At 73.3% G+C, this 20,570-nt stretch carries 18 protein-coding genes and 1 pseudogene; 7 read left to right on the top strand and 12 right to left on the bottom strand.

The genetic code is table 11. The features are described 5' to 3' along the window. Positions 1–159 precede the first annotated feature (159 nt). Positions 160–1,083 carry a helix-turn-helix transcriptional regulator gene (locus AC5R91_RS25890; RefSeq protein ID WP_495393895.1) on the top strand — a complete coding sequence of 308 codons (924 nt, stop codon included), beginning with the start codon at positions 160–162 and terminating at the stop codon, positions 1,081–1,083. Positions 1,084–1,219: 136 nt separating this feature from the next. Here the strand turns inward: AC5R91_RS25890 and AC5R91_RS25885 are convergent, their stop codons facing one another. The 4 genes from AC5R91_RS25885 to AC5R91_RS25870 form a co-directional block, all read right to left on the bottom strand. Beyond that, complete coding sequence (locus AC5R91_RS25885) at positions 1,220–1,372, bottom strand: hypothetical protein (RefSeq protein ID WP_495393894.1); 153 nt, start codon at positions 1,370–1,372, stop codon at positions 1,220–1,222. A gap of 175 nt (positions 1,373–1,547) precedes the next feature. Next, positions 1,548–2,438 (bottom strand): KPN_02809 family neutral zinc metallopeptidase, encoded by an 891-nt coding sequence (ypfJ, locus tag AC5R91_RS25880; RefSeq protein ID WP_495393893.1) that lies wholly within the window; start codon positions 2,436–2,438, stop codon positions 1,548–1,550. Between the two features lie 107 nt (positions 2,439–2,545). Then, on the bottom strand, positions 2,546–2,965 hold the full coding sequence (locus AC5R91_RS25875) for an ester cyclase (protein ID WP_495393892.1): 420 nt from the start codon (positions 2,963–2,965) through the stop codon (positions 2,546–2,548). 235 nt (positions 2,966–3,200) lie between these two features. Next, a complete protein-coding gene (locus AC5R91_RS25870; protein ID WP_495393891.1) occupies positions 3,201–3,842 on the bottom strand; it encodes a protease in 642 nt (213 codons plus the stop codon). Between the two features lie 533 nt (positions 3,843–4,375). Between AC5R91_RS25870 and AC5R91_RS25865 the strand changes: the two genes are divergently transcribed. Together AC5R91_RS25865 and AC5R91_RS25860 are read left to right on the top strand one after the other, a co-directional pair. Further along, a complete protein-coding gene (locus tag AC5R91_RS25865) occupies positions 4,376–5,476 on the top strand; it encodes a GlxA family transcriptional regulator (protein ID WP_495393890.1) in 1,101 nt (366 codons plus the stop codon). A 98-nt stretch (positions 5,477–5,574) separates the two neighbouring features. After that, positions 5,575–6,477, top strand: coding sequence for a TerB family tellurite resistance protein (locus AC5R91_RS25860; RefSeq protein ID WP_495393889.1), 903 nt, complete (start codon positions 5,575–5,577; stop codon positions 6,475–6,477). Between the two features lie 18 nt (positions 6,478–6,495). On the opposite strand, the gene AC5R91_RS25855 is transcribed toward AC5R91_RS25860, so the two are convergent. Together AC5R91_RS25855 and AC5R91_RS25850 are read right to left on the bottom strand one after the other, a co-directional pair. Beyond that, on the bottom strand, positions 6,496–6,711 hold the full coding sequence (locus AC5R91_RS25855) for a hypothetical protein (RefSeq protein WP_495393888.1): 216 nt from the start codon (positions 6,709–6,711) through the stop codon (positions 6,496–6,498). A 258-nt stretch (positions 6,712–6,969) separates the two neighbouring features. After that, complete coding sequence (locus tag AC5R91_RS25850) at positions 6,970–7,440, bottom strand: SCP2 sterol-binding domain-containing protein (RefSeq protein ID WP_495393887.1); 471 nt, start codon at positions 7,438–7,440, stop codon at positions 6,970–6,972. Positions 7,441–7,566: 126 nt separating this feature from the next. Here AC5R91_RS25850 and AC5R91_RS25845 point away from each other — a divergent pair, with 126 nt between their 5' ends. Both AC5R91_RS25845 and AC5R91_RS25840 read left to right on the top strand, forming a co-directional pair. Continuing rightward, positions 7,567–8,349, top strand: a complete 783-nt coding sequence (locus AC5R91_RS25845) for an aminotransferase class IV (protein WP_495393886.1) — start codon at positions 7,567–7,569, stop codon at positions 8,347–8,349. A gap of 450 nt (positions 8,350–8,799) precedes the next feature. Further along, complete coding sequence (locus AC5R91_RS25840) at positions 8,800–11,199, top strand: hypothetical protein (protein WP_495393885.1); 2,400 nt, start codon at positions 8,800–8,802, stop codon at positions 11,197–11,199. A gap of 153 nt (positions 11,200–11,352) precedes the next feature. On the opposite strand, the gene AC5R91_RS25835 is transcribed toward AC5R91_RS25840, so the two are convergent. The 3 genes from AC5R91_RS25835 to AC5R91_RS25825 all read right to left on the bottom strand — a co-directional run bounded on the left by AC5R91_RS25835 (position 11,353) and on the right by AC5R91_RS25825 (position 15,388). Next, complete coding sequence (locus AC5R91_RS25835; protein WP_495393884.1) at positions 11,353–12,591, bottom strand: effector-associated domain EAD1-containing protein; 1,239 nt, start codon at positions 12,589–12,591, stop codon at positions 11,353–11,355. Between the two features lie 225 nt (positions 12,592–12,816). Continuing rightward, positions 12,817–13,812: a malate dehydrogenase gene (locus AC5R91_RS25830; RefSeq protein ID WP_242418035.1), complete on the bottom strand. Its 996-nt coding sequence runs from the start codon at positions 13,810–13,812 to the stop codon at positions 12,817–12,819. Positions 13,813–14,098: 286 nt separating this feature from the next. Continuing rightward, positions 14,099–15,388 (bottom strand): ABC transporter substrate-binding protein, encoded by a 1,290-nt coding sequence (locus AC5R91_RS25825; RefSeq protein ID WP_495393883.1) that lies wholly within the window; start codon positions 15,386–15,388, stop codon positions 14,099–14,101. Positions 15,389–15,549: 161 nt separating this feature from the next. Here AC5R91_RS25825 and AC5R91_RS25820 point away from each other — a divergent pair, with 161 nt between their 5' ends. Further along, entirely contained in the window at positions 15,550–15,849 is a 300-nt protein-coding gene (locus tag AC5R91_RS25820; protein ID WP_495393882.1) for an Rdx family protein, read from the top strand. An 11-nt stretch (positions 15,850–15,860) separates the two neighbouring features. On the opposite strand, the gene AC5R91_RS25815 is transcribed toward AC5R91_RS25820, so the two are convergent. The 3 genes from AC5R91_RS25815 to AC5R91_RS25805 form a co-directional block, all read right to left on the bottom strand. Then, positions 15,861–16,298, bottom strand: coding sequence for a heme-binding protein (locus AC5R91_RS25815; protein ID WP_495393881.1), 438 nt, complete (start codon positions 16,296–16,298; stop codon positions 15,861–15,863). A gap of 522 nt (positions 16,299–16,820) precedes the next feature. Beyond that, the gene (locus tag AC5R91_RS25810) at positions 16,821–17,792 is read right to left on the bottom strand and encodes a hypothetical protein (protein ID WP_495393880.1); all 972 of its coding nucleotides are present in this window, start codon (positions 17,790–17,792) and stop codon (positions 16,821–16,823) included. Positions 17,793–17,804: 12 nt separating this feature from the next. Next, positions 17,805–18,041: a DUF397 domain-containing protein gene (locus AC5R91_RS25805; protein WP_009742485.1), complete on the bottom strand. Its 237-nt coding sequence runs from the start codon at positions 18,039–18,041 to the stop codon at positions 17,805–17,807. A gap of 1,302 nt (positions 18,042–19,343) precedes the next feature. Between AC5R91_RS25805 and AC5R91_RS25800 the strand changes: the two are divergent. After that, a pseudogene (locus AC5R91_RS25800) lies at positions 19,344–20,504 on the top strand (IS701 family transposase); the annotation flags it as partial. Positions 20,505–20,570: the final 66 nt, after the last annotated feature.

Genomic DNA, 20,570 nt, shown 5'->3' with positions numbered 1-20,570 from the left:
TCGCCGCAGCGATGTCGGGATTCCCGACAATGGAACCGGGGCTCGACGCCGACGCGGCGGGCGCAGCCGGTTCTGGTAGCGGGTACGCGGTGATACTGGTACTGACAGCACCTGGCGCACCATCACGACTCCGGCGAGGCTGTAGCCATGACGACGCCCGTGACAATCCCGACCGCGGTGCGGGACATCTCCTCCACGTCGCAGACCGTGTCGGTCCGGGCCGTTGCCCGCTCCGGGCGACGGCGCGGCGAGCTGGCGTCGTTCCTGCGCAGCCGGCGCGAGCGCATCAGCCCGGAGGAGGTCGGCATGCCGCCCGGCCCCCGCCGGCGTACTCCCGGGCTGCGCCGCGAGGAGGTCGCGCAGCTCGCCGGGGTGGGCGTCACCTGGTACACCTGGCTTGAGCAGGGCCGTCCCATCAACGCCAGCGCCCAGGTTCTCGACGCGGTCGCCCGCACGCTGCGCCTCGAAGACGCCGAGCGGCAGCATCTCTACCGGCTGGCCGACGTGCCCCAGGTGCAGCCCACCGCGGACAAGGACGACGACGTCCCGCGGGACGTGCCCGCGATCCTCAACGCCCTCGATCCGCTGCCCGCGATGCTGCTGAACGCCCGCTCGGACGTGCTGAGCTGGAACGGTGCCTTCGCTGATCTCCTTCCGGCGCTGGCGGCGGCGCGGCCCGAGCGGCGCAACACGGTGTGGTACGCATTCACCACCCCGTCGTGCTGCAACCCGTTCCGTAATTTGCACGAACAGGCGTCCGAGCATGTCGCGATATTCCGTTACCGCTACAGCCAGCACATGTGCGAACCGGAGTGGCTGGATTTCGTGCGGCGGATCTGCGCCGCCAGCCCACTGTTCGCCGAACTGTGGGCCACCCACGACGTGGCGCCGCCAGGCCAGTGCAACAAGGTGTACTGGTATCCGAAAATCGGCGATATCGCGATGCGGTCGACCAGCCTCGACCTGACCGATCGGCCCGGCAACCGCCTGGTCGTCTACACCCCGGTCGACGGCGACAGCCGTGACCGGCTCGCGCGGCTGCGGGCGCACCCGGAGTTCGCGGTCGCCCCGCACCGGCACTGATCCGGCCTGCCCGAGGCAGGGGGGTCACCGCGCGTGGACCCGATGGACGCGGCCGGTCCCCTGTCGAGATCCCCCTCGACGACGGCGTCGACCTCCGCCCTGCGCCACTGACCCCGCGATGCCCTTCGGAGCCGGCTCAGCCGGCACGGCGACGTTGGCGTCCCCGGTCGCGTCCAGCGCCGTCGCGGGCGACGTCGACGTCGACGTCGACGTCGAACCCCTCCGCGGTCAACCCGGCGTGCAGCACCTCCGCCAGCCGGGCGTCGTCCTCCACCACCAGCACCCGCACGCCGTCCCCTTCCCGCGGCCGCCTCCGCCGCCGGTCGGTCGCGGCCGGCGGCGCCACGGGCCGGCCGGTGACCGCCCCGGGTGCTTCAGGCTCTCAGCGGGAGCTGAGAACGACCTGAACTCAGGTCGGACAGCGGTCCCGGTGGCGGCACGGACGCCCCGGGTCAGGCGCGAGGTCAGGCGTGCGGGACGGTGCCGCAGGAGGACATCGTGGCGCCGCGGTAGCCGGTGAGGAACGAGTCCTTGCGCTGCTGGGCGGAGCCGTGGGTCCAGGTCTCCGGGTTGACCTGGCCGGCCTGGGCCTGGATGCGGTCGTCGCCGACGGCCTGGGCGGCGCCGAGAGCCTCGTCGAGGTCGGCCTCGCCGATGGTGACGTTGCCCGCGTTGTTCGCCAGCGTGCTCCACACCCCGGCGTAGCAGTCGGCCTGCAGTTCGAGCTGGACGCTGAGCGGGTTCTCCCGGGACGGGTCGGCCTGCTGGGCCTGGCGGACGCGCGCCTCGGTGCCGGTGAGCGTCTGCAGGTGGTGGCCGACCTCGTGGGCGACGATGTACGCCTGCGCGTAGCGGCCCTGGGCGCCGTAGTTGCGCTGAAGCTGGTCGAGGAAGCCCAGGTCGATGTACACCTTGCGGTCCGGCGGGCAGTAGAACGGCCCGACCTGCGACGACGCCGTGCCGCAGCCGGTACGCACCGCCTGGGAGAAGTAGACCAGCCGCGGCTTGGTGTAGGTCTGGCCGGCGCGGGCGAACTGGGCGCCCCACACCTCGTTGATCTCGTTGAACGCCTTGAGGACGAAGCAGTCGTCGTACTGGTCGATCGCCCCGGCGGTGTTGCAGCGCCGGGCGACGTCGCTGGACGTGCCGCCGCCGGACGTGCCGCCGCCGGGCTGCGACAGCGGCGACCCGGCCGAGTCCGACCCGCCGCCGCCGAGGACCGCGACGAGCAGGTAGATGACGACGCCGAGGATGCCGGCCCCGCCGCCGCCGACCGCGAGCCCCCGGCCGAGCCCCCCGCCCCCGCGCTGGTCCTCCAACTCGGAGGCATCCACCGACTCGTCGTCGAACTGCATGTCCCGCCCTCCGCCGCGTCCCGAGCCCGTCCGATCTGCCCGAGTTCCGCTGGCAGTATGTCCGGATCGATCAGGCTCCGAACATCGACCCGCCGAACCGACGGCGGTCAGCCGGCGGCGTCGAGCTGGCGGGCCAGCAGGGTCTGGTCGAAGTAGAGGCGGTTCTCGGTGATCAGGCCGTGCTGGACGCGGTAGACCTCGACGACCCGCAGGGTGACGCGCCGTCCGGTCGGGGGGTGCTCGGTGCCGTCGGCGTCGCGCAGGACCCCGGTGTGCGTGGCGGTGAGGGTGTACTCCTCGACGACGAGCTCGCCCTGCTCGGCGAGGATGTGCGTGTCGACGTCCGCGTCGCCGAACGCGGCGAGGAACGCGGCGCTGTACCCGGCGGCGGCGTCGCGCCCGCAGATGCGCACCCCGCCGGGGGCCTCGACGACGAGGTCGTCGTCGAGCAGCGCGTGGACCGCGGCCTCGTCGCCGGCGTCGAAGGCGTCCAGCGCCCGCTTGACCGTGTCCAGCGCCTCCCCCATCGGGCCCTCCCGCTGCGTCGCCGCGACCTCACCGAGGCGGAATCATCCCACCGGACGCGGCCGCGCGACGACGGATTCACCGGATCCCGCGGCCGCCGCGTGGGGCTCTGGCCGCCGCATGCGACCTTGGCCGCCGGCATGGGACCTTGGCAGCCGCATGGGACCTTGGCCGCCAGCACGGCGCCGGCGGTACCGCGCGCGGCGCACCCGGCGGGCGGCGGCGGGTGGGCGGCGGTCAGACGCCGGTGGTCGAGCCGGGGCGGAGGATCATCAGCACGGTGACGGTGGCCCAGAGCAGGTTGAAGATGCCGACGGTCATCGCGAGGCGCTTGGTGCGGGCGAGCGCGATGCCGTTGCCGGTCGCCGCGCCGCTGTCCAGGGCCGCCGCCACGCGGGAGGCGGGCAGGCTGGTGGTCGGCATGTCGGCGGTCGGCAGGTCCATCGCCGAGACGGCCCCGGCGGCGGGCGCGCCCCCGGGCGAGGCGTCGGCGGTACCGGTACCGGTACCGGCGCCGGCGACGCGCGCGGCCGCGGCGGCGGTGATCTCGTCGATGAGGTTGCGCTGGGCGGGCAGGATCGCGAAGGCGAGCACGAGGGCGGCGAGGCCGGTCAGCGCGATCGCGACCATGAGCCAGGTCTGGCCGAGAACGTCGAGGCTCTGCGCGGTGAAGAACCCGAACACGACCACGAGCAGGCCGAGCGCCGAGTAGATCCCGCAGATCCGGTACAGCACCCGCGCGATCCCGGCGGAGTGCTCATCGCCCGGGCGGGCCAACGCCGCACGGGCGGCCGGCGGGAACATGCTCGCCGCCACCGTGACCGGTCCGATCGCGACGATCGCGGCAAGGACGTGCACGCTGAGCAGGAACTTGGTCACGCCTTCGCCCCGCGGGACGCCTCGGGCGCCGGCCGCAGCGGTCGGAAGCACAGCAAGCAGTTCACGCAACACACCTCGCCGGAACGGGCACCGCCCGGCCGCGAAGCCACGGAGATCACTGAGCCGCGGGGATCGCTGAGCCGCGGGGATCACCGGGCCGCGGACATCGCGGAGCCGGGAGAAGGGTCGGACGGTACGACGTCGACGCTACGACCCCCGGGACGCCGGCACGCTGACAGGATTGCCAGGTATCGCCGTCTTCTCGCCACCCCCGGCCAGCGCCGGCGGCCGCGGACCCGCCCGTCCGCGCCTCCCGAGCCTCGGACCAGCACAAATAGCTTGAATGTCATCAAAACGCCCATGCGACGACCGAGATGAACCGTGCGCCACCATCGGGCTCGCCCGAACCCCCGACGTCGCGTCCGGCCCCGGGCAACCGGACCGGGACTGGGCCCGCCGAGCCGCCGCGAGTTCCCGCCGGCGGGCCGTAAGCGGGCGGACGGGCGCCGCGGGCCCGGGTTAGGTTGGCCGGTATGCACGTGGTGGCCGTCCTCGCGATGGACGACGTCGTCCCGTCCGACCTCGCGACACCGCTGGACATCTTCGGTCGCACCCGCCTGGCGGACGGGCGCCCGGCCTACGAGGTGCGGCTCTGCGCCGCGGACGCGGAGGTGACGACTGGCGCGTTCGCCCTGCGCGCTCCCTGGCGGCTCGACGCGCTGACCGCGGCCGACACCGTCATCGTGCCGGGTTGCGACGACCCCGCGACGAAGCCGGACCCCGCGGTGCTCGACGCGCTGCGGACCGCCGCGGCCGGTGGGGCGCGGCTCGCCTCGATCTGCGCCGGCGCCTTCGTCCTCGCCGCGGCGGGCCTGCTCGACGGGCTGCGTGCCACCACCCACTGGATCGCCGCGGCGGAACTCGCGCGGCGCCATCCCGCCGTCGACGTCGACCCGAACGTCCTGTTCATCGACAACGGCCAGATCCTGACCTCGGCCGGCGCCGCCGCGGGGATGGACCTGTGCCTGCACATGGTTCGCCGCGACCACGGCACGGCCGTCGCCGCCGAGACCGCCCGGATGTCCGTCATGCCGCTCCAGCGCGACGGCGGGCAGGCGCAGTTCATCGCCCGTGAGCCGCCGCCGCCCGACGGCACCGAGCTGGAACCGCTGCTGCACTGGCTGACGGCGAACGTCCACCGCGAGCTCACCCTCGCCGACATCGCGGCGCACGCGATGGTCAGTACCCGCACGCTCAACCGCCGCTTCCGCGAACAGACGGGGTTGACGCCGGTGGCCTGGTTGCAGCGCTCCAGGCTGCGCCGGGCCCAGTACCTGTTGGAGACCACCTGCCATCCGGTGGAGACCATCGCCGCGCAGGTCGGCTTCGGCTCGCCGGCCGCGTTCCGGGAGCAGTTCCGCCGACTGGTGGGGACGAGCCCGCGGGCCTACCGGCGGGCCTTCGGCGGCGGCACCCCGGCCCCGGGCGCCGGGACGTTCGAGACGGCCAGAAGCGCCGGATCGGCCGGATCGGCCGGATTGACCGAGGCGAGCATGGCCCGATCGGCGGTCCTCGTCGCGGACGCGCCCACACCGATGGGCCACCGGAGCCGGACACCTCACCGTGCGCGGTGACGCAGCCGAACCGCCGGGTCGGGTCCCCGGCCCGTCTGGGGGATGATGCCGTCAGCGAGTGACCCACCTTGTGCCGTGCGTCTTCGGAGGGAGTCGGTATGCCAGTGCAGGCCGCCGTTCGGCTCGATGTCCGGCTGTTGCTGCGGATCGACGACCAGGTGCTGCTGGCACGACCGCCGGACGACGTCTGGCACGTGCTGCCCGGGGGCCCGGTGGCAGGCGGCGAGAGCACCGACGACGCACTCGAACGGCAGGTGGGACGGCTCGCCGGGCCGCGGGTCGTCTCCCGGCAGTTCGTCGGCGCGGTCGAGCACGACGGCTCCATCACCGGCCGGTCCCCGGAGTCCTCGACGGACCATGTGCTCAGCGTGCTGTTCGCCGGGGTCTGGCCGACCGGCATCCCGACCCCGTCCCGCTGGGGGGAGCACACCATCGTCCCGGTGAACATCGACGTCCTGCTCGCGACGCGGCTGCGCCCGCTGTCCATGGCCGAGGTCGTGCGCCGCTGGCTCGCCGAGGGCTGGCCGCTGTGGCGCGGGCTGGAGCCCGCCGGGGCCAACCGGCGGCTGCCGTCGCTGGCCTCGCTGCGGGCACAGCTTTTCGCCCGCCGCGAGGAACTGCGGACGCTGGCCTTCCGCGACGCGGCGGTGGCGATGTGCGCGCTGGTCACTGCCGCCGACGGGCACATCGACCCGACCGAGCAGGAGGGGCTGCGCGGCTTCGCCGCCACCGACCCGGTGCTGTCCCAGTTCCCCGAGCAGGACACGGTGCGGCTGTTCGAGGCGCACCTCGACCGGCTGACCACGGATTTCGCAGCCGGCCGCCAGGCGGCGCTGGCCGAGATCACCAAGGTGCGCGGCCGAGTGGCGCAGGCCGCCGCCGTCGTGCGGATCGGGCAGGTCATCGGCCTGGTCGACGGGGAGTTCGTCGCCAGCGAGCGGGCGGTCGTGCGGGAGGCGGCGCTCGCCCTCGGGCTGGAGCCGGCCGAGTTCGCCCTCTGACCAGCGTTCAGCCGCCGGTCAGGCGTCGTCCTCCGAGCCCGCCTCGACGACGCGGACCGTGCCCACCGCGCGCCAGTTCACCGCCAGGACGTCGCCGTCCGCGAGGGTGATCCGGTCGAGCCCGACGTTGCCGGCCCGGCCACTCATCACCTCCTCGGCGCGTCGGCGGAGCGCGGCCGCGTCGGTCCCGGCCGGCAGGTCGTACGCCCGGCCGTCGAGCACCAGCCGCACCATCCCACCCTCCCGGAACCACCCTCGGGGAACCACCCGACCGGAACCACCCTCGGGGAACCACCCGACCGGAACCACCCTCGGGGAACCACCCGACCGGAACCACCCTCGGGGAACCACCCGACCGAAGCTGCCGGACCGGAGCCGCGCCCGCCGCGGCACATCGCCACCCGCCACCCGCCACCCGCGTCAACCGACCGTAATACGTGCCGTACACGGAGTGCGTCGCCGTGAGCCGGGCAGCGCCGGGCGCACGCCGGCTCAGTCGTCCTGCTTGATCCCGAACCAGGACATCACCTTGCCACCGAACTTCAGGTCTCCGTCAATCTTGATTTTCCGGGTGAGGAACAGCTTGGCGCCGCTGACCTGGCCGACGAGCACCCGAACGAAGCGGACCCGGTCGGTGGTGATGGTCAGCGCACGGTCCGCCGGCGCCGTGTCGGAGCCGGCGGACGGCCCGGTCGCGAGCGTGCAGGCGCCGTCGACGACGCGCAGCTCGTAGGTGCGGGTGCTGCCGCCCGGACCGCCGGTGAGCGCGAAGCGAACCAGCGCGTTCTCGCCCTGCGCCTGCTCGGGCCGGAACGTGTCGCGCATCTGGCGGAAGATCTCGTCAAGGACGCCCTCCCCGGCCGGGCCACCCAGCAGATCGGAGATCTCCCGCTCCGACAGGGCAGACAGACCGCTGACGATCTTGGCCGGGTCGGCCGTGGGGTCGACGGCGAGGTCGGACATGGCCACTCCATTCATTGACGGGCGGCCCGCCAGGCGACGGGCGCGGCACGAGCACGCTAGCGAACCCGGCGGCGGCATTCGTCGCCCGGGGCGCCCGATCGGGTCCCCCGCGCCGGGGTGGCTATCGTGACCGGAGTGGCCAGCCCGGCGTTGCTGCGCATCGAGATCGACGGATGCCCCGTGCCCCTCGACGATCCGCCTCCGCTGGCCCTGCTTCCCCACGGTCATTTCACGGTCATGCAGGTCCGCGACGGCCGGACCCGCGGGCTCGCTCTGCACCTGCGACGTCTCGACGCGGCGAACCGCGAGCTCTACGCCGAGCCGCTCGACGACGAGCTGGTGCGCGCCCGGATCCGGGCGGCGCTGGCCGCCTCGACCCGCGACGCCACCGTGCGGGTCGTCGTCACCGGCGCCCCGGACGGCGGACCGACGCGGCTCATCGTCGCGGTCGGGGCACCCGCCGAGCCGCCCTCGGCCCCGCAGCGGCTCATGTCCGTGCCGTACTCGCGTCCGTTCCCGCACCTCAAGCACCTGGGTACGTTCGGTCAGCTCCAGTACGGCCGGCTCGCGCGCCGACAGGGCTTCGACGATGCGCTGCTCACCGGGCCGGGCGGCGTCATCACGGAAGGCGCGACGACCAACATCGGCTTCCTCGCCGGGGACGCGGTCGTCTGGCCGGACGCGCCGGCGCTGCACGGCGTGACGATGGCCCTGCTGGAGCAGTCGCCGGACAGCGTGCGGGCGCCGGTGCGGCTGACCGACCTCGACCGCTTCGAGGCGGCGTTCGTGTCGAACTCCCGCGGGATCGTGGCCGTGGCCGCCGTCGACGACCACCGCTTCGCCGGGTCGACACCGCGCATCGCCGAGCTCGCCCGCCGGTACGACGCCGTTCCCGGCGACCTCGTCTGAGGGATCGGCGTCCGCGGCTCGACGCCGGCCGATCGACGCCGGCCGATCGGCGGGGCAGCGGATCGGCGAGGCCGGCGGAGCCGGGTGGCGTCTCTCGCCGATCGCGCGCCGGTGGCCCGTCCTTTCCGGGGCCGCCGAAAGGTCGAAGTGAAATTATTTTTCTACTTGACCGTGCATACATTATCATCACGTCGACGACCATTTCCGCGAGATACATTCGATGCCACAACCGGGCCGTCACGGAACCACCACGAGCCATTTCCCGGCGGCGGAATGCTAGGTACTGTCATGGCTCCGCCGGCATTTTCCGGCGGGTCCGAACAGTCCGAACCGGATACGGTTCCGTGTCGCCCGTGAAGGAACACCGCACCGATGCCGCTTTCCTCAGCAAGGCTCCTCATAGCGCTCCTGCTGCACGAGCAACATCGCGTCGAGCCCGCCGGAGTGCCCGTGCGGTACCCCTTCCCGCCGCCGACCGAGCGCCACCTCCTGCGCGCCGCGACCGCCGTCGCCGCCGGCCGGTCCAAGGGCGCCCTGCGCGAGCTGCGCCAGAGCGAGCACGATCCCGCCGACCCCGACCACGTGGCGGTACACGAGGCGCTCTACCTCGCGGCACTCGCCCTCGACCGGAACTGGTCCCCGGACGACGCGGGCCTCCTGCGGCCCTCGCCGGCCACCGCCGGCCGGTCCGCAACCCCGTCCCGCACCCGCGACCCGGCACCCCCCGCAGACGGCCCGCTGACGGCCTGGACGGCGCAGGCGATCGTCCGGCAGCGTCACAACCTGCTCGCCCCGACCACCGCGGTCATCTGCGTGCTCGCGGCCGAGGTGATCCCCGCGATCCGGATGGCCCGCGCCCGTCTGCTCGCCGCATCGGTCCCGCCTGCGGCGGGCGCCGGCGCCGAGGCCACCGCCGCCGCCCGCCGCCCCCTCCCGGCCGTGCCCGGCGACGTCCGCACCAGCGAGCCCGCAGTCGTCCCCACCCTCGACACGGCCCGACCGACCCCCGGCACACCCACCGCTCGAAGGCTCGGCGCCAGCCACTCGCCCACCACCAGCCACTCGCCCCATGCCAGCCACTCGCCCCATGCCAGCCACTCGCCCCATGCCAGCCACTCGCCCGTCACCGGGACGAGGCACCGGACCGCGGCCGCCGGGAAGGGGCGCGCGCACGCGGTCGCCACGAGACGCGGTGCCGCCGGTACCCCCTCCGCCGGCGGCACCAGCGCGGACATCGCGCCCTGGCTCAACACCCTGCCCCTGGTCCTCGGCTGGACGGGTGCGGCGGGGCTCGTCCGGCACACGGCCTCCGCCCATGGGCTGCACCGGACGGGACCGCGGGCACGCTCCCGTGCCGGCGGCTTCCTCCCCGCCATGCTGGGCTGGGGCTCCACCGTCGGCCGGTCGTCCGCGGGGCACCCGATGCCACCCAAGCACCCGTTGTCACCCCACGGCTCCCCGCTGCCCGACCGCCCGCTGTCTCCGGACGACTCACCGCTGGACGGCCCGCTCCTCCCGGACCGCCCGCTTCTCCGGGACGGCACAGTCCCACCAGACAGCCCGAACTCCCCGGCCGTCGCTATCTCCCCAGCCGTCGCGGTCGCCCGGGACGTCGAGAGCCCCGGGGGCACAACGATCCCCACGGCCGTCGCAGTCGGGCCGGACCTGCCGCTCAGGTCGAACGCCGAGGCACTCCCAGCCACCGGCAGAGCCCCGGCGCGAAGCGACCCGACCGATCCGACCACCCCCGCCGGCATGGCCACCCCCGCCGGCGTGGGCCCCCCACCCGGCCCACCCGGCCCTGCTGCCGACCTTCCCGCCGCGACCGGTTCCCCTACGCAGACGGACCGGCCCTCCCCAACCCTGGCACCATCCCCGACCTCAGCGCTTTCCCCGACCCCGGTGCCCTCCCCAACCTCAGCGCACTCTCCGGCCCGGATCCCCGTGCCAACCCGGACCCCCGCTCGGGGCGGGCTGCCGGGCTCTGCCGGGACGCCCATGCCCGCGGACCCGGTCGGCCTGCCGCTCCGGGTCGCCGCGGTGGGCGGCCCTTCGCCGTCGGGGAAGGCCGCGGTGGCAGGGCTCGCCGCACCCCCGGGGGTGGTCGCGCGGGCGCGCCTGGCGATGACCGCGGCGGCACCCGATTCGAGCGTCGAAGGCGCGGCCCTGGCGGCGGTGGACGCGCTCACGATGGCCGACGCGTTCGTCGCCCGGCTGGCCGAGCTGCCCGTGCAGCAGGCCAGCGCATACGCCCGGATCCTGCGCGCGGACCTGCTGTTCCGGCTGGGTCGGGCGGCCGAGGCCGGCGTCGCGCTGGACGCCGTGGAGACGGCAGGCGGTGCTGACGACGCGACGCTCGCGCACGCGGCCCTGGTGCGAGGCGACTGGGCCGGCTTCCCAGACGGCGGGGCGCAGACCCTGGGTCGCAGGCCGGACGGTTCGCCGATCCCCTCGGCCCGCCCGGCCTACCTGGACCGGGCCGAGGAGCTGTGGCGACGGTCGCTGGCCGCCTACGGCCGCATCAACTCCGACGCCGGGCGGGCCGCCGGGCTACTCCGGCTCGCCGAGGCTCCGACCGCCACGGGACGTCCGATCCTGCGTCGCGCTCGCATCGACGAGGCCGCGCGCCGGGCGCGGGCCGCGGGCGACGACGCCCTCACCTGGACCGCCCGGGTACACAGCCTGATCGAGCGAGCCCGGACCGGAGAGGCGTCCACGACGGAGCTGCGGACCATGATGACGGCGCTGGCGGAATGGAGCCGCTTCGACGGGAGCACCAGCTACGGCCGCGGCCTGAGCCAGCTCCTCGCGGCGGCGACCGGCGGCGCGGTGACCGTGAGCACCGCATGACACCGCGAGCACCCCGTAACAACGTGGGCACCGCATGACAACGGCGATCCCGGGACGGCGCACCGGCCGAGAGGCCGGGTGGACGGGGCACGAACGCCACGCCGCCGCAGACCGCGGTCTGCGGCGGCGGGCGGGCCGACCAGTCGGCGAGGGTCAGCCGCGCCTGCCGGGAAACGGCGGTGGCGAGGCTGGACGCTTCCCGCGTCCTCGGAGAACCCCGATCCGTCCGCGCACCTCGTCCTCGCCCGGCAGTCCCGGCGCCCCGGAGCCCGACGATGCCGGTGCCGCAGCGGTCCCGGCCCCCTCGGCCGCGACTGCCGAGGCAGCGCCCTCCGGGATGCCGCGTGGCTCGACCGTGCGCGGGATGTCGCCGCGCGAGTCGCCCGGGGGCAGGGTGACGGCGCCCGGCAGGTTCGAAGCCGCGCCGGCGGGAGAGTCCGCGGACAACGCGGCGGTGGGGTCCTCGGCGAGGGGTGGATTCCCGGGATGACCGGGCAGCGTCACCCAGGCGGTCCCGGTGTACTTGTCGCCGACGGACACGTCGATTTCGCGGAACTTCGCCGGGTCGAGATCTCGCAGCCGCTCGGCGGCGGTGTCACGGTAGTACTCCGGGGACAGCGCGAGGACCAGATCGGCGTCCGGGTAGCGCTCCAGCATGCCGCGCACCTGGGGTGCGTCGATCAGCCGGGCGGCGACCACCACGGCGTCGCCCGGGGCACCGGTTCGATCGATGATCACGTCGCCGTGGTGCAGCGACATCCGCAGCCGCAGCCGGCTGCCGGATTCGCGCCCGTTGTTGTAGGCGCGCTGGGCGATCTGCAGCTCGCGGACGAAATCGCTGGCGAGGTACGCCTTGGCGACCGAACCGGCCACGGCGATGAGGAAACCGTCGCCCTGGTCCTGACGCAGCCGGATCGACTCCGCCGGCAGCCGCAGCCCCGCGACGGCCGCCGCCACGATCTCCCGCAGGGCAGCCCGCCAGTCGACCTGGCCGAGCATGCCACGCCGGCTGTACCGGCGGGCGTCCAGAAAGAACAGGCTGACCTGCTCCGGCATGCCCGCAACCAGTCGTCCCCGCCCCTGCGCGGCCGGGAGGATGTCCTGTGGCGCATCGGCGTCGAGGGGGGACGCGAGGCCCTGGTAGGCCCCGAAGACCTTGCTGGCCGGGAACGCCTCCGCCGCGGCGGCCAGCAGGCGCGCCCGGCCGCCGACGAGCAGACCGTTCTCGAGCTGCCCCGAGATCTCCGACCAGTAGTCGTACGGCGTGCCGGCGAGCTCCGGCACCCGGCCGCGAGGGATGCCGGCGCGCACCAGTAGCAGCTTCGCCGTGGAGTGCGTGTCGAACGCGTCGGCGAGCGCCCTGATCTCGACCTCGCTCAGCCGCTGCGTCACGAGTCCCCCGAACCGGTTCCAAGATGCGGCGGACGCCGACAGGCCTCTGCCGGCCGGCGCGATTTCCGCGATCATTCTAGTCCGGGGATCGGCGGCCTCGGCCGGATGCGTCTCATCCGTGACAGGTCGAGTGCACACCCGCGTCGGCAGCGCGCGGACGGTGAGGTGCCGCCCGCGCGCGCCGCGGATCGTGTGCCGCGCCTGGAGGAGCTCCGCCGACAGAGCTCAGATGAGGCCGAGCGCGCGGACGGCCTCGCGCTCCTCGGCGAGCTCACGCACCGAGGCGTCGATCTTCTCCCGGGAGAAGGCGTCGAGCTCCAGACCCTGCACGATCTCGAACTTCCCGCCGGCGGCGGTCACCGGGAACGAGGAGATGAGTCCCTCGGGCACGCCGTAGGAACCGTCGGACGGGATCGCCGCGGAGGTCCAGTCCCCCTCGGGGGTGCCGTTGACCCAGGTGTAGACGTGGTCGATCGCGGCCGAGGCGGCCGAGGCGGCCGACGAGGCGCCGCGGACCTCGATGATCTCGGCGCCGCGCTTGGCCACCCGCGGAATGAACTCCTCGGCGATCCACTTCTGGTCGCCGACGGCCTCGGCGCCGCTGCGGCCCCCGACCTGGGCGTGGAAGATGTCCGGGTACTGGGTGGCCGAGTGGTTGCCCCAGATGGTGATCTTGCGGATCTCGGCGCTGGGAACGCCGAGCTTCTTCGCCAACTGCGCGATCGCGCGGTTGTGGTCGAGGCGGGTCATGGCGGTGAACCGCTCGGCGGGCACGTCCGGCGCGTGCGTCTGGGCGATGAGCGCGTTCGTGTTCGCCGGGTTGCCGACGACCAGGACCCTGATGTCCTCCGCCGCGCCGCTGTTGATCGCCTCGCCCTGCGGCTTGAAGATGCCGCCGTTGGCGGACAGCAGGTCGCCGCGCTCCATGCCCTTGGTCCGCGGGCGGGCGCCGACGAGCAGGGCGACGTTGGTGCCCTCGAACGCCCGCTTGGCGTCGTCGAACACATCCACCCCGGCCAGCAGCGGGAACGCGCTGTCCTCGAGTTCGAGGGCGGTGCCCTCGGCTGCCCGGACGGCCTGCGGGATCTCCAGCAGCCGCAGCTTCACCGGCGTGTCCGCGCCCAGCAACTGGCCCGACGCGATGCGGAACAGCAGCGCGTAGCCGATCTGACCGGCGGCGCCGGTGACGGTGACGTTGACGGGCGTTGAACTCACTGGCATCTCCTGGTACAGGTCATCCGGAAGCTCGGGCGGCGGACCGGGACGACCGGCGGCGATCGTGGACCGGCCCACGAAATGCGATGTCTTTCCTTCGCCCCAGCGATGCTAGTCCGACCGCCTGCAACACGGGGAGCTTGGCGGGGCGGAGCCGCTCACACCCCCCGGTGAGGCGTCGGCCCGACCGGCGGGCGCGCCGGCGCCGGGCCGCGGACGTGCGCGGACAGGCCGTCGAGGGGTGGGCGCGCCGGGGCCCGCGCCACCGGCGACTCCCCGGCGGTGCCGGCCCCTACTGGCCGATCTCGTCGCCGCAGCGAGGCGCCGGCGGCACGAGCTCGAAATGCCGCGCGTCCGCGGTGACCTGCAGAAAGGTGTAGCAGCGGTTGATCTGCCCGAAATGCGAGGAGAAATCGATCGGCGCGGGCAGCAGACCGTCGGCGTCGTAGCCCTTCAGCCCGCGCAGCCCCCGGATGAACGACTCCCGGCTCGGGCACGGCCCGGCCGCGGCGAGGCCCCGCAGGAACATGTCGGCCGAGATCCAGCCGGACAGGGCGGCCTGCTGGGCCGGCGGTGACACCTGCGGGGCGTACTTGACCATCCCTGCGAGGAAGCGCTGGTGCGCGGGCGTGCCCACCTCGAACGGCTGGTAGTCGACGAACGTGTAGAGGCCGGCGAGCACCGGGCCGAAGACCTGCAACAGCCGCTGGTCATAGCTGACGGGCGACAGGATCACGCGCAGGTTCGCGTGGGCGGCGCGGGCGCCGACGACCACCTGGCCGAAGGCGGCGCCGGTGACCGCGCCGACCAGGACGTCCGCGCCGCTGGCCCGCACCTTCTCCCCGATGCCGGGAATGTCGATCGGGCCGGTCGCATCGACGCGGCCGACCACCCGGATGCCTGCCGCCTGCAGGCTCACCGCCAGCTTGTCCGCCATCGTCATCGACGTCGCCGAGAACGCCGACTGCGCGATGACCGCGGTGCGCCCGCCGCGCTCGGCCACGAACGTGCCCCAGGTGGTGACGGACGGCCCATCCGAGATCATGTTGGAGTAGCTGAACATGTTGTCGTTCTGCGTCCAGGCCGCCTCCAGCGAGGTGCCCGTCACCGGCACCCGGGCGCCGTGCAGGTAGGCGGCGGAGCCGCTGGCCACCGAGGTCGACTCGATGAGGCCGAAGACCCGATCGGTCTGGACCAGCGCGCGGGCACCGGCCTCGTTGCCCGCGGGGTTCGAGACGTCGTCGCGCCAGGTGTAACGGACCTGGCGACCGCCCACGCCGCCGGCCTCGTCGGCGACCCCGAGCCGCGCGTCGACGCCGGCCCGGAACGGCGCGAACAGCGACGCCGCGTTGCCGGTGTCCGGGTAGAGCAGCCCGAGGCGCACCGCGTCCGGGGTGACGCCCGGCTCGGTGCAGACCGGCGCCGTCGGCTTCTCGTCGCTGGACACCCGGCAGCCGACCGCCCCCAGCGTGACCGCGACACCGAGCAGGCCGACGAGGATGCGGCGGTGGGCCCGCGCTCGACGCCGAGACCCGCCCCGCGGTCGACGCCGGCCGGCGGCCGGGACCGTGACGCTGCTCACTCCACCAACCTTGGCGCAGGATGACATGGTCCGGTGCCATTCCGTTGATTTTGTGAGATTCGCCGGAGCTGGGTTGGGCTGGTTTAGGCTGCCGACGGCGCCGCCGGCCCGCTGGCTCACGCCGCGGCGGGCGGGGAGGATGGTTCGGGGAGGATGGGGCGATGGCCGCGGCGAAACCGACCCTGAAGATCGAGTACTGCACCCGCTGCCGTTGGCTGCCGCGGGCGGCCTGGCTCGCCCAGGAGCTGCTGACCACGTTCGAGGGGGATCTCGCCGAGGTCTGCCTGGTGCCCGGGACGGGCGGGGTGTTCGTCGTGCGGCTCGGCGACCGGGTGCTCTGGGACCGGCGGGAGCAGGGCTTTCCCGAGCCGTCCGCCGTCAAGCGGCTGGTGCGGGACGAGGTTGCGCCCGGACGGCCACTCGGCCATGTGGAGGCGTCGGCCAGCGATCCGGACGCCTGAGCGCGGACAGATCAGAACGCGGCGGCGGCGGCTCGGGCGATGGCCTCGTCCAGCGGCGCGGGACCGCCGCTGACCCCGACGGCGCCGACGATCATCCCGTCCCGCCGCAACGGCAGCGCGCCGGTCAGGCCCGAGCCGGGCTCGGCCGGCGGGCGTTCCCAACCCCCGTACCCCTCGTCCCCTGCTCCCACCCCGGCCCCGGACCCGGCGGCGGCGCCCTCGCCCCCGGTGTGGTTCACCAGGCGGGCCGGTGCGGCGGAGGCCCGCGCCGCGCACGCCCGGTCGACCGAGATGTCGGCGGTCTGCAGGCGGGCGTTGTCCATCCGGACATGCGCCACCAAAATGCCCGCATAGTCGACGACGGCGATGTTAACCGGTTGGCCGAGGTGAATCGCATATCTTTCCCCGGCGGCGATGATCCGGCGGGCATCCTCGAGCGATACGGTCATCCGCGACTCTCCCCATAAAGCGGCGTTCCGGTGCGCCTGACCATAGGCCCAGATCGGCCGTCGGGTGGTGGAAGGCGCGCCGCAGAACAACCGTCGCTCACGGCGGTTCCCCATGCGAGCGGCGGAACACAGAAGGACACAGCTTGCCCGCAGCCGGCGCGGTGGCGCCGCGGCCGGGGCCCGGAACACGGGGAAACAGTGAGGTCGCGCCAGGCGGGTCGCGCGGCGGCGCCGTCCGCGCGACCGCCGGCAGGACGCGGGGGCCCTGGGTTCCCCGATGGCCCTGGCCCGCCGCCGGGGTCGCCCGCCCGGGCCAGGCGGGTGGCCCGGCCGGACCACCACCGCCGCGCGTAGGCCCGCCCGTCCGGTCCGGCGCGGGGCCGTCCCGGCCAGCGGCGGCGCCGCGCCGAGGTGGGTAGCGCGGGCGGCGGCGGTCCACGTCGCCGCCGCCCGCGCGGGACACCACGACCGACCCGCGCCGTTGCGGGGCGGCCGTGGTGAGTCCGGTGGCCGGCGGCCCGGTCAGGCCGCCGCGGCCAGCGGTAGCACGACCCGGGGAAAGCGGTGGATCAGCCGGGTCGTGAGCTGCCCGCCGTCGAGCATGTCGAGCAGCGCGCCGGCCCGGCGATGGTCCAGCCGGCCCGACCGGTGCAGACCCCGCAGCCGCAGCAGACCAGGCAGGTGCGCCTCGATGGCCCGCTGGTCAGGTCGGGGGGCACCGTCGAGCCAGGCGTCGAACTGCCCGCCGGTCATGATCTCCCACACGATCGTGTCGGCCACCGCGCCGGTGCCGTCGGTGATCGTCACCAGGTGGGGCACCCGGACCAGGTCGTCGAAGCCCGCCAGGTCCGGCCGCAGCCCGGCGGTCACCACGTTGTTGCCGAGCCGGGGATCGAGCCCCGGCGCCGGGCGGCGTAGCACGTTGCGCAGATGGGAGGCGAAGGCGAGGGCCAGAGCGCTGCGCCCGGGCGGGCTGGCGTGGGCGTGCAGCACGATGGCGTCGACCCCGGGCGAGCGCACCTGCTCGGCGGCGGCCCGGACCAGCCACGCCGGCTCGACCAGGACGAACCCCACCTGGGCCCGCCGGCGCTCGGCGATCGCGTCGCCGCCGTCCTCGACCGAGCCGGGCACTCCGAGGGTTTCGTGCGTCCACTGGCAGGTGATGAGCCCATCGGCACCCGGCAGTGAGAGCAGGGGAAGGTCTCCCGAGCTGAAGATCCGTTCCGTGGCGGGCGGGGGCATGCTGTCTCCGGTCCGGTTGGCCGGAAGCGCCGCGAAGGCGATCACCGGCCGCAGGGGCGGGTCGGTACGGGCAGGGACAGAACGGGCCTCGTTGCACCGCATGTCCGTCCAATCCAGCAGGTTGGGAGCCGAGACGACGTCGCGTTGGGACGTCTGGACCAGCCACGCATGCTGCGGGCTGCGGGCGAGCGGAGCCCGCACGGCCGTGGCGCACGCCTGCCGGGAAGGGACGACCGGAGTCAGCAGGACCATGATGGCGGACGCCTACTGCAGCAGGTTGTCGAAATCGCCGTCCTTGGCGCCGAGTATCAGGGCCTCTATCTCGGCTCGGGTGTAGACGAGGGCGGGGCCGTTCGGATGCCGGGAGTTGCGGACGGCCACCTCGTCGCCCGGCAGCTTCGCCATCTCGACGCAGTTGCCCTGCGAGTTGCTCCGCCGGCTCTTCTGCCAGGTCACGCGCTCCAGCGCCGCCGCAGACATGCCACTGTAGATCTTGGTCACGCGATCTCCTGAAGCCCCGAGTAGCCGTGCCACGACGGCCCTCACCCACGCAGCCCGCCTGTCGCACCGCCGCACTGCGATGGACCCCTCGCCGACCACGCCGGACGGGTCTACCTCCGAAAACCCCCGCCGATGTGCTCGCGTGTGCGCCTGCACGAACTTCGGCTCACGATACAGCACGGTCAGGTGCACGTGCATCAAGCGGGTCGCATGTGCGCGCCACGGCCTCACGTGCGATCGGCGATGCGGCCGCCGCGGTCGCGGCCTCCCGGCCAGGCGGACCGGCGAGCGGCCGGCGGGGGCGCTCGCCGGCCGGCCGCATACCCCGGTGGCGCTAGCACTCCTGGTCGGGAGTTCACAGAGATGACCCGAAGGAGGTAGCGAATCGTCCGAATAGACCCGCAAAGTGGCGAATCACGCAGCCGACCAGCGGCTCCATAACGGCGTACCAAGGGACCTGGCCACGGGAAGGGGACCGTGACATGCGGGAATGACCTGCGAGCGCGGCGGGGCCCTGGGACTCCGGCACCAAGGGACGCCGATCAGAGGGGCGCTCGCTGGTGTAAAAGTTCATAGCCCCGACACGTCGGGCATCGGGACACAGCCCACGACGACCGGATTCGGAGGCGCCTCGAACTCGCGGGGACAACGCAATGAGAACCCATCGCCTGACCACCGGGGAGGCCGTCGCACCACACAGCGTCTCGCCGGCCACATCCCGGATCCACCGTCCCGGCGCCGGAACATCTCCGGCCGCCGCGGCGGAGCAGGGCGGAGCGACCGGCACCGGTGGGCGGCGCGGGGAGCACGACCGGGCCGTCGACCCGGTCGCATTCACCCGAGTGGGGAGTCGGCCGCCCTGCCCGGTCCCGCCGTCGGGTGGAATCAGACGACGAGCAACCGCGCAGACACCCGCGCTCCACGGCCGGGGACGCCGGCCGGTGGTCCGGGGCTCCCGACGGACGCACCGGACGAACGTGGGGACCATGGGACAAGCGGGCGGGCGGGGGCACGAGAGAGTGGGAGCGAGAGTGGGAGTGGCCCCATGCGACATCGTCGGAACGGATCGGAAGGCCCGTATCACTGGGAGCTACGGCCGATCCCTGGCCGCACCTTCGGGGGCATCCGCACCGCCAAGCCAGCGGACACCCACCACCGGCACTCTCTGTGAGCGTGTATACAAATAACCCTCACTGCGCTAAACAAGCAACTGTCACCTAGTACTACAGCCACAGTGATCTCTTTGTGGTCTCTGGTGCGGAAGGGGTAGCGCGACACGAATATCCTGTGATCGTCGGGTGTATGCGGGGATCTGGCGAGGATGCGCTGGCGACGGATGATGGCGTCGACGACGTGGATGTGCAGGCATGGGAAGCGAGCCTGGAAAGGCTGTTCTCCCGCGTCTCGGAATGTTTCCGTAGCGACGAGTCGGCTGCCCAGGCCCGCATGTATCTGACGGGTCTGCTGTCGGGTGTCGAAAGGAAGAACGGCTGGACACTCGCCGAGCATGCCGGCGATCCGGCCCCACACAAGATGCAACGACTGTTGAACTCCTACGCCTGGAACGCCGACATGATGCGGAACGTGATCCGTTCCTACGTCCTGGAGAACCTCTCCGAACCGGACGGGGTGTTCGTCGTCGACGAAACCGGATTCGTGAAGAAAGGCACCGAGTCCGCCGGGGTACAGCGGCAGTACTCCGGTACCGCGGGACGCATCGAAAACTGCCAGCTCGGGGTGTTCGCCGCCTACGTGTCCGGGAAAGGCAGAGCGCTGATCGACCGCCGCCTCTACCTGCCCGTGTCCTGGACGAACGACCCGGCCCGCTGCCAGACCGCCGGCATCGGCAAGGACACCACCTTCGCCACGAAGCCCGCCCTCGCCCGGGCCATGGCCGCCGACGCCTGGCAGGCCGGGGCACGGTTCACCTGGTTCGCCGCGGACGAGGCCTACGGCAACAGCCCCACCCTGCGCGACTGGCTCGAAGCCCACGACGTCGGCTACGTCCTCGCCGTCGCCCGCAGCCACCAGGTCTCCACCGCCACCGGCCGCCACCGCGTCGACACCCTCGCGGCCAAGGTCCCCACCCGCGCCTGGGAAACATACTCCGCCGCCGACGGATCGAAAGGCCCCCGCCTCTACGACTGGGCCGTCATGGACACCACCGACACCGCCCCCAACACCGGCCGCCGCCGCCAGGTCCTCCTCCGCAGATCCCGCACCGGCAAGCACGAACTCGCTTTCTTCCTCACCTACAGCCCTCGCCCGGCCCCGCTCTCCCTACTCGTCACCGTCGCGGGACGCCGATGGGGAGTCGAAGAAGCCTTCCAATGCGGAAAGAACGAAGTCGGCCTCGACCACTACCAGGTTCGGCTTCACGACGCCTGGTACCGGCATATCACCCTCGCAATGCTCGCACAGGCCTGGCTCGCCGTCACCGCCGCAAACAGCGGCGAAACCCAGCACAAACACTTAAAAAAAAGAATTCCGTCTCCTCTGGCTACCGCCGCCACCGCGGCGGCATCGCGA

This window comes from Frankia sp. BMG5.60, from assembly GCF_059428125.1.
The sequence above is the reverse complement of the archived record's forward strand: the minus strand, read 5'-3'. Positions and strand labels throughout refer to the sequence as shown.